Source organism: Vibrio sp. (genome assembly GCF_984391705.1).
The window spans coordinates 1-11,743 of the sequence record NZ_CFHWOM010000079.1 but is presented as its reverse complement, the minus strand read 5'-3'; the positions used below and the strand labels follow the sequence as shown (position 1 = coordinate 11,743).

Below are 11,743 nucleotides of genomic sequence, written 5' to 3'. Positions count from 1 at the left end.
TACCTGGCTACGAACCAGGCGGTCGGAGGTTCGAATCCTCCAGGACGCGCCACTTTCTAAAAAAGCCCTGCTAGAAATAGCAGGGCTTTTTTATTAACATTTCATTATCACTCTTGTAACTCTAATTTTACAACTCAATGTTTCTTAAAGGCTTTTTCAGGAAATATTAACCCTATCGCAGTAATCACTTCATTTTTAAAATAACGTCTAAAAAACAGCAGTTATTTATCCTTCATTAAACTGATATTGCAGATTTATGTGACTTGTATGACGTAATCGCCCTTAGATATGTGCATTATCATCAAGACTGCTTTAAACAAAATTGACAAAATTTAACCAATCGAGATAATCCTAGACCTCTTGTCGGGATCACAAAGTTCTTCCTGATCGAAGAAGTCCGGTAAATAACCGAGCACATTTAGGTATTTTGGACACGAAGTCCTTAACGTTTACCTAATACACCTTGTCAGGATGACAAAGAAAGGATGCAAAAATGGATAATATTGGAAGCCTGCTAGTAGATGCTGCGACCTTGATGCTCACGGGCATGGTTGTAGTGTTTATATTCCTCACTATTCTTGTCTATCTCGTTCGGCTAATGTCGAAACTGGTGCCTGAAGAAGTACCAGAGCCGATCGCAACCCCAAATCAAAATAATAAAGTTCAACCAATCTCGTCTGCTGTTAGCCCGAAAGTAGTGGCGGCAATTTCTGCCGCGGTACATCAATATCGTACCTCTACTGCTAAATAGCATTTGAAATGGATTAAAAGGAGTTAATGAGCATGTCTAAACCACTAGCTTTAACCGACGTGGTTCTTCGTGACGCCCATCAATCGCTGTTTGCGACTCGTATGCGTCTTGAAGATATGTTACCTATCGCAGCAGAGCTGGATAAAGTAGGTTATTGGTCACTTGAAACCTGGGGCGGAGCAACATTTGATGCGTGTATTCGTTTCTTGGGAGAGGACCCATGGGAGCGCCTACGCGAGCTTAAAAAAGCGATGCCTAATACCCCAATGCAAATGTTACTGCGTGGTCAAAACTTATTAGGCTACCGCCACTATGCAGATGATGTGGTTGAAAAATTTGTTGAGCGTGCTCACGCCAACGGTATGGACGTTTTCCGTATTTTTGATGCGATGAACGATGTACGTAACTTTGAAAAGGCAGTAAAAGCCGCTGTTGATGTAGGCGCACACGCTCAAGGTACGCTTTCTTATACAACCAGCCCAGTACACAACACGGATACTTGGGTTGATTTAGCAAAGCGCCTTGAAGACTTGGGTTGCCACTCCCTCTGTATCAAGGATATGTCTGGCCTACTTAAACCTTATGAAGCGGAAGAGTTAATTACTCGTATCAAATCTTCTACTGACATCCCTTTAGCGCTTCATTGCCACGCAACAACAGGTCTATCTACCGCAACTGCAGTGAAAGCTGTTGAAGCTGGTGTGGATATTCTAGACACCGCAATTTCATCGATGAGCTGTACCTATGGCCACACGCCAACAGAAACAGTGGTAGCGATGCTACAAGGTACTGAGCGTGATACCAACCTAAAGCTTGACCAAATTGAGCCTATAGCCGCTTACTTCCGTGAAGTTCGTAAAAAGTACGCTAAGTTTGAAGGTCAGTTAAAAGGCGTCGATTCACGTATTTTAATTGCGCAAGTACCTGGCGGTATGCTGACTAACATGGAAGGTCAGCTTAAAGAGCAAGGTGCAGCAGACAAGCTTGATGAAGTGTTAGAAGAAATCCCGCGCGTACGCCAAGACTTAGGTTACATTCCTCTTGTTACTCCAACTTCACAAATTGTTGGTACCCAAGCGGTTATCAATGTTTTGACTGGAGAGCGCTATAAGAGCATCACCAAAGAGACGGCTGGTGTATTGAAAGGCGAATACGGAGCTGCTCCTGCAGAGGTTAATACTGAGCTGCAAGCAAAAGTTCTTGATGGCGGTGAAGCAATTACTTGTCGCCCTGCTGATTTGCTTGATGCCGAGCTAGACACCCTGACAGATGATCTATTAAGCAAAGCGAAAGCGGAAGGTATTTCTCTGGCTGAGGATACGGTTGATGATGTACTAACGTATGCTTTGTTTCCTCAGGTTGGCCTCAAATTCCTGAAGAACCGTCGTAACCCTGAAGCTTTTGAGCCAGCTCCTTGGTTAGAGGAAGCCCCAGCTTCCACTCCAGCAGTGCAGCCTGCGCAAGGTGGTATCGAAACTTACAGCGTTAAAGTAGATGGCCAAGTATACGATGTTGAAGTTGGGCCTCAGGGTCAGTTGACGTCGGTAGCTCAAGCATCTGCTCCTCAAGCGGCACCAGCTCCTGCAGCGCCCGCAGGGAATTCTGAAGTCGTACCAGCACCGCTAGCGGGTAACATCTTTAAGGTGAATGTTCAAAGTGGTGCTCAAGTAGCTGAAGGTGATGTGCTGCTGATCCTTGAAGCGATGAAGATGGAAACAGAAGTGCGCGCTGCTCGCAGCGGTATCGTTCAAGATCTTCACGTCAAAGAAGGCGATTCTGTCACTGTCGGTGCTCCACTGATCAGCTTAGCGTAAGGGAGTACCATGGAAGGATTAATGACCCTTTGGTCTGAAACAGGGATCGCTAATTTTGAGTTTGGCCAGATCTGTATGATCTTGGTCGGATGTGCTCTGCTGTTTTTGGCTATTCGTAAAGGTTTTGAGCCTTTATTGCTTCTGCCGATTGGTTTTGGTGCGATCTTAGCTAATATCCCAAATGCGGGATTTACCGAAGAAGGTGGACTGCTCTACTACGTTTATTACGTGGGTATTGAGTCAGGTATCTTCCCACTCTTGATTTTCATGGGTGTTGGAGCAATGACCGACTTTGGTGCTTTGATAGCAAACCCTAAAACGTTGTGGTTAGGCGCAGCAGCTCAGTTTGGTATCTTTGCTACCTTGTTTGGAGCAATCTTACTTAACTATGTGCCAGGTATGGAATTCAGTATGCCTGACGCAGCGTCGATAGCCATTATCGGTGGAGCGGATGGTCCAACTGCGATCTTTTTAGCGAGTCAGTTATCTCCGGATCTACTTGGCGCTATCGCTGTAGCAGCATACAGTTACATGGCGTTGGTACCGATCATTCAACCGCCAATCATGAAAGCACTGACATCACCGGAAGAGCGTAAGATCCAAATGGCACAGTTACGTCATGTGGGCAAAGGTGAGAAGGTCTTGTTCCCATTAGCTGTGCTTTTGATGACGATCTTGTTCCTACCGTCAGCAACACCACTTGTTGGTATGTTCTGTCTGGGCAACTTGATGCGTGAAGCTGGCGTGGTGGATCGCTTATCTAAGACAGCTCAGAACGAGTTGATCAATATCGTGACGATCTTCCTAGGGCTTGGTGTTGGTTCAAAGCTACAAGCTGAGGAGTTCTTGAATGTTGAAACACTCGGTATCTTGGCCCTGGGTGCGGTAGCCTTCAGTATAGGTACTGCCGGTGGCGTATTAATGGCTAAGCTTCTTAACAAGCTCTCGAAAGAGGATATCAACCCATTGATTGGTGCCGCAGGCGTATCTGCTGTACCGATGGCTGCACGAGTAGTAAACAAGGTAGGTTTAGATGCTAACCCGCAGAACTTCTTGTTAATGCACGCAATGGGGCCAAATGTGGCTGGCGTACTGGGCTCTGCAGTTGCAGCGGGGATCTTGCTGGCATTGGTCGGCTGATACTCGGTTAGTTATTGGTTAATTTGAAATCGATCGGTTAACTTGATAGCAATAAATGGTATATATTCAAAGGGATGCTTTAGCATCCCTTTTTGCTATCGACAGGGAAATGAAGAAATGGAAAACAAACAAATCGCAATCTCTCAATTTGGAGAGCCAGAAGTTTTGGTCATCCAATCCTCCACGGCTCCTCACCCCAAATCCGGTGAAGTGTTAGTTAAAGTCGCTTTTTCGGGAGTAAACCCTATCGATGTCAAAACCCGAGCAGGCCTTGGTTGGGCTGCTTCTGAAAATAAGGACAACCTTCCGTGGGTTCCTGGTTACGATATCGCGGGTGAAATTGTTGAGTGTGGTGAGCAATCTGAGCGATTTTCTCTAGGAGACAAGGTTGCAGGCTTTGTCGGCTTTCCTCTTCAAGGTGGAGGTTACAGCCAGTATGTTTGTGTGCCGGAATCTGATCTTAGTTTAGTCCCTGATTCGATCACTCTCGAAGCGGCGGCGGCTTTGCCTCTCGCTGGTCAAACGGCTATTCAAGCATTGGATAAAGCCAGTGTCAAAGAAGGTGATCGAGTTCTGATCCTTGCTGGTGCCGGAGGGGTTGGTCATATTGCTATTCAGGTGGCTGTTGCTGCAAAAGCAGAAGTGTTTACTACGTGTAGTGAGGCAAATTTGGACTATATGGCAACCTTGGGTGCCCATGCTGTGAATTACCAGTTTGCCCCTGTGTCTGAACGTGTTGAAGAAGCGGATGTCTTAATTGACCTTGTTGGTGGTGATGTAGCTTTGGATGCACTCAAATGCTTGAAAGACGGGGCTAAAGTTGTCACAGTGCCAACATTAAGCGCTGAGCTTATTTGTGAAAAGGCGAAGCTACTGGGTTTTGAGGCAACTGGAATGCTGGTCGACCCTAACCCAGAGCAACTTGATGCACTCATTTATATGGTGAGTGTGGGATTGTTGAAGACGGAGATCTTCAATATTTATCCAATGGATCAAGTTGCTGAGGCTCATAAGCAAATTGAAACTGGACATACACGGGGCAAGATCTTGCTTGATATGCAATGCTAGAGGCATTTAATGCCTCCTTCCAATTTATCGCATTATGGTTTTCCGATTCGGCACTTTGGGTTCTGTTCATTACAGGTTTTTTAAGTGCCACCCTGCTTCCAGGAGGTTCTGAAGCGGGGCTTGTCGCGACACTCAGTCTCAATCAATTTTCTACATTCTCCATCATTCTCGTTGCTACCTTAGGTAATACGCTGGGTGGCTTGACTAACTACTGGTTGGGATGGTGGTTACCAAATCGAACTCAAAACGAAAAGCATGGTCATAAAGCATTGCAGTGGCTGAGTAAATATGGCTACTGGTCTCTCTTTTTTAGTTGGTTACCAATTATTGGTGATCCACTTTGTTTAGCAGCAGGTTGGTTACGTATGCGTTTCTGGCCTTGTTTCTGGCTTGTCTTAATTGGCAAAGCCTTCCGGTACAGCTTACTTGCTGCCATTTATTTTGGTTTTTTCTAAGGGGAAGTCATGAGAAAAATCTGGCTTGGTGCGTTTTCTCTCGTCGCTCTTTACGGTTGCTCGAGCAGTAACCTTCCTTCTGTTTCGCTGTTTTCTTCGCTACCTGAAGGTGTCACCTTAATCGAAGAGGTAGATGCAGTGCCGGGTAAGGCGATGATTCCATATTCGAAATACAAACTTGAGAATGGGCTGACGGTTATCTTGTCTCCGGATGACTCAGATCCTCTCGTTCATGTGGATGTCACTTATCACGTTGGATCTGCTCGTGAAGAAATTGGTAAATCAGGCTTTGCGCATTTCTTTGAACATATGATGTTTCAGGGAAGCGAACATGTCGGTGACCAAGAGCACTTTAAAATTATTACCGAAGCAGGCGGAACATTAAACGGGACGACCAATCGTGACCGTACCAACTATTTTGAAACGGTTCCCTCTAATCAACTAGAGAAGATGTTGTGGTTGGAATCAGACCGTATGGGCTTCTTACTTGACGCCGTTTCACAGCGTAAATTTGAAATTCAGCGTGATACTGTCAAAAACGAGCGTGCACAGAATTACGATAACCGTCCATATGGATTAATGTGGGAAAAGATCGGCGAAGCCATGTACCCAGAAGGCCACCCATACTCTTGGCAGACGATTGGTTACGTTGAAGATCTTGATCGTGTTGATGTAAACGATCTGAAAGCCTTTTTCCTTCGTTGGTACGGTCCAAACAATGCGGTACTCACTATTGGCGGGGATCTCGACGTCGATCAAACCCTAGAGTGGGTTAACAAGTACTTTGGTTCTATTCCTGCAGGGCCAGCGGTTGAGAAGGCTTCGAAGCAGCCTGCAACGCTTGCTGAAGATCGTTACATCACATTGCAAGATCGCATTCAACAGCCAATGGTGGTGGTTGGCTGGCCTACTACTTATCGTGGTGAAGATACACAGGTTTCTTTGGACGCGCTTGCCAATGTTTTAGGAAGTGGAGCAAACAGTTTACTGTATCAAAAGCTAGTTAAAACTCAGAAAGCGGTTGATGCTGGTGCTTTCCAAGATTGTGCAGAGCTCGCTTGTAACTTCTACGTTTATGCCATGGCACCATCTGGTGAAGATGGGCAATTGAAACCCTTGTACGAAGAGTTGATGCAGACGTTGAACAACTTTGAAGCCCAAGGTGTTGAGCAAAGTCGTTTAGATCAAATTACCGGAATGGCAGAGGCGGACGCTGTTTTTGCCTTGCAAAGTGTAAGAGGAAAAGTGTCTCAGTTGGCCTCAAATCAAACTTTCTTCGATCAACCTGATCGTTTACAGAGTCAACTTGAACAGATCAGAGCGGTGACTCCTGAATCCGTTATGAAAGCTTATAAAGACTTTGTTAACGGCCATGCCAAAGTGACGCTAAGTGTTGTGCCTCGAGGTCAAGTTGATTTTGCGGTAGCACCTGCAAACTTTGAGACTCCCGCTCGAACCTTGCCTAATTACGCAAAGGTCGAAGAGTCTGACCTTGACTATCGCCGTCCAGTGGATGAATTTGACCGTTCGGTGATGCCTCAAGTTGCTGATGCTGTGAAAGCGCAAATGCCAAAGTTGTACACTTTATACTTTGATAACGGTGCAGAGCTACTTGGTACGGTGAGTGATGAAACGCCGACTGTGCAGCTCAACATTCGTTTCCCTGCGGGTGAGCGATATGTTGCAGAAGGACAAGAGGGATTAGCTAACTTGACGGCAGCAATGATGCAAGAAGGGACGCTGAAATCAAGTGTGGAAGAATTACAAGCTGAATTGGATAAGCTCGGTAGTTCAGTTTCTATCAATGCCGCCAACTACACCACCAATATCTCGGTATCAAGTTTAGAAAAGAATCTTCCGCAAACATTGGCGCTAGTTGAAGAGATCCTCTTCGAGCCTGCATTCAATGAACAAGACTTTGAACGTAACAAACGTCAGATGTTAGAGGGAATCGTTTATCAACATCAAAAACCGAGTTGGTTAGCGTCACAAGCAACACGCCAAGTGCTGTTTTCGGGATCTATTTACCAAAGATCCAGTGATGGTACGGCTGAGTCCGTGCAAGGGTTAACGCTAGAGGATGTGAAACAGTTCTATCGTACGCACTATACGCCTCAAGGGGCTCAAATTGTGGTCGTTGGTGATATCTCCAAACGTCAGATTAAGAAAGCCTTAGGTTTCATAGAAAACTGGCAGGGTGAAGAGGCGCCATTGCTTCGACCTCAGTTAGTTAATGACCCAGGCAAACAAAAAATCTACCTTGTTGACAAACCAGGTGCACCACAAAGTATTGTGCGTTTTGTCCGTCAGGGGCTTCCGTTTGATGCAGTTGGTGAGACTTACCTGACTCAACTGGCAAACTTTAACTTAGCTGGCAATTTCAATAGTCGTTTGAACCAAAACCTGCGAGAAGACAAAGGTTATACATACGGCGCAAGTGGTTACCTCGCTGCAAATCGTGAGGTTGGAGCAATTGTATTCTCTGCTCAAGTTCGAGCAAATTCGACGGTTGCATCAATTCGGGAGTTTGAAAATGAGCTGAATGAATACAGTCTCGAGGGGATGAGCGATGAGGAAATGAAATTTTTACGCTTGGCTGTCGGTCAACAAGATGCGCTAAAGTATGAAACTCCTTCACAGAAAGCTCAGCTTTTAAGTAGTATTCTTGCTTACAGCTTAGATGAGGACTATCTAAAGCAGCGCAATGAGATTGTGGAAACGGTTGAGAAATCGACTCTTGATCAGCTTTCAACGAAGTGGTTTACTCCAAAAGATTATCAAATCATTGTCGTGGGGGATGCGAAAACGCTGAAGCCGCAACTAGAAAGTTTACAAATCCCGATACAAGAGCTTGAAATCGTCCGTTAGAGTACACATAACATAGAGCAAAGAAAAAGAGTGACGTTTGTCACTCTTTATAAATTATTTGACTGGTTTGGCATTGGTCGAACCCTTGATATAAGCGAACCTCATTTTGACTGAATTTGCTGCGCGACTTGAGCGAGTTGCACGAAACCCTGAAGTATTTAAATCTTTCGGCCGAGGCGTTGAGCGTGAAACGCTTCGCTATCAACAGGATGGTCACCTTGCGACTACTCCGCATCCGAAGGCTTTAGGCTCTGCATATGCTAATAACTGGATTACAACAGACTTTTCGGAGTCTCTGCTGGAGTTCATTACGCCAGTTTCTCAAGATATTGGAACACTAACCGCACAGTTGGAAGATATACACCACTTTACTCAAACCAAGCTGGGTGAAGAGAAAATGTGGCCATTGTCGATGCCGTGTTTCGTCGGTAGCGAAGATGATATCAATTTGGCGCAATATGGTTCATCAAACTCGGGTAAGATGAAAACACTATACCGAGAAGGCCTTAAGCGTCGGTATGGTAGCTTGATGCAGATAATCTCGGGTGTGCATTTTAACTTCTCTTTTCCTGAGTCATTTTGGGAGCAGTTGTATGGCGAGCAAGATGAGCAAGAACGCCAGCACGCGAAATCTCAAGGCTACTTTGGTCTGATTCGAAACTACTACCGTTTTGGTTGGTTGATCCCTTATTTCTTTGGCGCTTCTCCTGCTTTGTGTTCGTCATTCATTCAAGGTCGCGACACGAAGCTACCATTTGAGAAAGTAGGCGGCACGCTCTACCTACAAAACGCAACATCTCTGCGCATGAGTGATTTGGGTTACACCAACAGCGCTCAGAGTTCACTTAAAATTGGTTTCAATAGTCTAGAAGAGTATCTTGATGGTCTGAATACTGCTATTCGCACGCCTTCTGATGAGTTTGCTGAGATTGGAATCAAGGTCGATGGAGAATACCGCCAGCTCAATAGCAATGTGCTTCAAATTGAAAATGAACTCTATGCGCCAATTAGACCAAAACGCGTTGCAAAATCAGGAGAGAAACCTTCTGAGGCACTCGCTCGCGGTGGGGTTGAATATATTGAAGTTCGTTCTTTAGATGTGAACCCTTATAGCTCAGTTGGTATTACTGCTGAGCAAGTTCGTTTCTTGGACCTATTTTTGGCATGGGCGGCTCTAACCGATTCAGAACCGATGGATTACTGTGAGCAGGCCTGCTGGCGCGAAAACTGGAACAAAGTCATTGTTGAAGGCCGTAAACCCGGCTTAGAGCTGCAGATTGGCTGCAAAGGCGAAGTACTCAGCCTACAGGATTGGGCAAAGCGCGTGTTTGTCGAGCTTACCCAGATTGCGGAGCATATGGACGCAGCTAATGGTGGCAATGATTACCAAGCTGTTTGCTACAAGTTATTAGAATGGATTGATAATCCGGAGCTAACCATTTCAGGTCAATTGCTTGAAGATACCAAGCGATTCGGTGGTTTAGGCAAAGTAGGTTGTGAATTTGGTAAGCAGTATCGCCAGCAGCACCTTAACCATACCTACCGTACCTACAGTGAAGAAGCTATGGAGCGGGAAGTTGAGCGCTCTGTGAAAGCGCAAGCAGATGTTGAAGCTTCTGATAAGCTCAATTTTGATGACTTCTTAGCCGACTACTTTGCTTATTTGAAAGCATAAGGGAAGCGAGTGGCAAGGAAGTTAGCGGCTTTATTGGCTCTATTGACGTTAGGTGGATGCGCTACGGCTCCACCTAAAAATCATTCTAATCTCTGTGAAATTTTTCGTGAAAAGCCAGGTTGGTATGATGATGCTGTTGATATGCAAGATGAATGGGGCACACCGATTCAAATTGCTATGGCATTTGTTAAGCAAGAAAGTAGCTATCGCCATGATGCGAAACCCCCTAAAGACTACGTATTGGGCTTTATCCCATGGGGGCGGGTAAGCAGTGCATATGGGTACGCTCAGGCTCAAGACCCTGCTTGGGAAGATTTTCAAAAAGCGACCAATCATGGTGGATCTCGTACTAATTTCTCGGACTCTATGATGTTTATTGGTTGGTATACCAGTGAAACACAAAAACAGCTTGGGATATCCAAATGGGATCCGTACAACCAGTATTTGGCCTATCATGAGGGGCGCGGTGGATATAAGCGCAAAACTTATCAATCAAAGCCAACATTAATAAAAGTCGCTCGTAGAGTTGAGCAACAAGCAAAGGATTATGGTTGGCAACTGAAACAGTGCCGACAAGAACTGGAAAATAACCGAAGCTGGTTTTTCTAATACTAGCTTGAGAGGAGAAGGACAATGCCGTTATTAGATAGCTTTACAGTAGACCACACTCGTATGCATGCGCCTGCAGTGCGAGTGGCAAAAACCATGACCACCCCAAAAGGCGATACCATTACGGTTTTCGATCTACGCTTTACTGCTCCAAATAAAGATATCCTGTCTGAAAAAGGTATTCATACCCTTGAACACCTTTACGCAGGCTTTATGCGCAATCATCTCAATGGTGACAATGTAGAAATTATCGATATTTCACCAATGGGCTGCCGTACTGGTTTCTACATGAGCCTTATTGGCACACCTCAAGAGCAGCAAGTGGCAGACGCATGGCTAGCGGCAATGCAAGATGTGTTGAAAGTTGAGAGCCAAAATAAAATTCCAGAACTGAATGAATATCAGTGTGGTACGGCTGCAATGCATTCATTGGATGAAGCGAAGCAGATTGCTCAAGCGATTATTAGCGCAGGTATTTTAGTCAATAAGAATGATGATCTAGCACTGCCTGAAGCTATGTTAAAAGAGCTGAAAGTGGACTAAGAGACGCATTAAAAGAAAAGGAAGGCGGTGCCTTCCTTTTTTTGTGTCTTAAATCTGTGTTTAGTTGGCTTTAGGTAGCACCACGACTTCAGTCTTAGCCCATATGTCGTGGAAACCACGTTTTTTAGGGTCAATCGGCACTGTGAAATTAGCGAGACCAAAACCGGAGGTCGCGATGCGAATTAGAGCTTGAGTGGTAGACACTGGAGAGCCATCATTGCTGCGTAAATGAAGCTTCCAAGCTCTCATACCAAGCGTCTGGCCTGCTCGAGTCCAAAAGAAGACAAAGAAATACATCCAAACAGCAGCAAGGTAAGCGGTATACACAGGGCTCCACACTGGGTGGTTGGTGAGAAAGTCACTGACATCTGCATACGCTCCAACATTGAATAGGCCCATAGCCATAAGCGCATGGAGAATGGCAATTACAATACCAGCTGCCATCATTTCAACAGCGATGATAATAAGACCATCATAAAAGAGAGCCCCTAAGCGGCGAAACAATCCCGCTGGTGGCAAAGAGTCAGTTGCTGACATAAAACCTGCTTACCAAAATAGAAATTAGGCGAAAGAATAAAGCTTCATTTTTAATCTGAAAAGAGACATTGCGCACAGCTTGGTAACTTGTGGTGAATTTATCAGCAAACGGCAAGTATTTCAGTCTTTTGCACTTGCACGAACTATTCGCTTACGTATAATGCCAAACATCAAAGGGCAATAGCCCAGAGATGCCGGTGTGGTGAAATTGGTATACACGACGGATTCAAAATCCGTTGCCTTCGGGCGTGGCGGTTCAAGTCCGCCCACCGGTACCATATTT

General features: G+C 45.3%; 10 protein-coding genes and 1 tRNA gene. 10 read left to right on the top strand and 1 reads right to left on the bottom strand.

Features of this window, described 5'->3' with window-relative positions; translation table 11 throughout:
* Nucleotides 1-493 precede the first annotated feature (493 nt).
* From AC4MRV_RS20295 to luxS, 9 genes are all read left to right on the top strand, one after another.
* Entirely contained in the window at nucleotides 494-751 is a 258-nt protein-coding gene (locus AC4MRV_RS20295) for an oxaloacetate decarboxylase subunit gamma (RefSeq protein ID WP_491189118.1), read from the top strand.
* Nucleotides 752-783: 32 nt separating this feature from the next.
* Nucleotides 784-2,565 (top strand): sodium-extruding oxaloacetate decarboxylase subunit alpha, encoded by a 1,782-nt coding sequence (oadA, locus tag AC4MRV_RS20290; protein WP_491189117.1) that lies wholly within the window; start codon nucleotides 784-786, stop codon nucleotides 2,563-2,565.
* A 9-nt stretch (nucleotides 2,566-2,574) separates the two neighbouring features.
* Nucleotides 2,575-3,705 carry a sodium ion-translocating decarboxylase subunit beta gene (locus AC4MRV_RS20285; RefSeq protein ID WP_491189116.1) on the top strand — a complete coding sequence of 377 codons (1,131 nt, stop codon included), beginning with the start codon at nucleotides 2,575-2,577 and terminating at the stop codon, nucleotides 3,703-3,705.
* Between the two features lie 117 nt (nucleotides 3,706-3,822).
* Nucleotides 3,823-4,773, top strand: coding sequence for an NADP-dependent oxidoreductase (locus AC4MRV_RS20280; RefSeq protein ID WP_491189115.1), 951 nt, complete (start codon nucleotides 3,823-3,825; stop codon nucleotides 4,771-4,773).
* Nucleotides 4,767-5,228 carry a YqaA family protein gene (locus AC4MRV_RS20275; RefSeq protein WP_491189114.1) on the top strand — a complete coding sequence of 154 codons (462 nt, stop codon included), beginning with the start codon at nucleotides 4,767-4,769 and terminating at the stop codon, nucleotides 5,226-5,228. The genes AC4MRV_RS20280 and AC4MRV_RS20275 overlap by 7 nt, the downstream gene beginning before the upstream one ends.
* Before the next feature lie 9 nt (nucleotides 5,229-5,237).
* Nucleotides 5,238-8,096, top strand: a complete 2,859-nt coding sequence (locus tag AC4MRV_RS20270) for a M16 family metallopeptidase (protein WP_491189113.1) — start codon at nucleotides 5,238-5,240, stop codon at nucleotides 8,094-8,096.
* A 106-nt stretch (nucleotides 8,097-8,202) separates the two neighbouring features.
* Entirely contained in the window at nucleotides 8,203-9,771 is a 1,569-nt protein-coding gene (gene gshA / locus AC4MRV_RS20265; protein WP_491189112.1) for a glutamate--cysteine ligase, read from the top strand.
* A 9-nt stretch (nucleotides 9,772-9,780) separates the two neighbouring features.
* Entirely contained in the window at nucleotides 9,781-10,380 is a 600-nt protein-coding gene (locus AC4MRV_RS20260; RefSeq protein WP_491189111.1) for a transglycosylase SLT domain-containing protein, read from the top strand.
* A gap of 24 nt (nucleotides 10,381-10,404) precedes the next feature.
* Nucleotides 10,405-10,923 (top strand): S-ribosylhomocysteine lyase, encoded by a 519-nt coding sequence (gene luxS, locus AC4MRV_RS20255; protein WP_491189110.1) that lies wholly within the window; start codon nucleotides 10,405-10,407, stop codon nucleotides 10,921-10,923.
* Nucleotides 10,924-10,983: 60 nt separating this feature from the next.
* Here luxS and AC4MRV_RS20250 read toward each other — a convergent pair whose 3' ends face one another.
* Nucleotides 10,984-11,460 (bottom strand): RDD family protein, encoded by a 477-nt coding sequence (locus AC4MRV_RS20250; protein ID WP_491189109.1) that lies wholly within the window; start codon nucleotides 11,458-11,460, stop codon nucleotides 10,984-10,986.
* Between the two features lie 193 nt (nucleotides 11,461-11,653).
* On the opposite strand from AC4MRV_RS20250, the gene AC4MRV_RS20245 reads away from it, so the two are divergent.
* Nucleotides 11,654-11,738, top strand: a tRNA-Leu gene (locus AC4MRV_RS20245).
* Nucleotides 11,739-11,743: the final 5 nt, after the last annotated feature.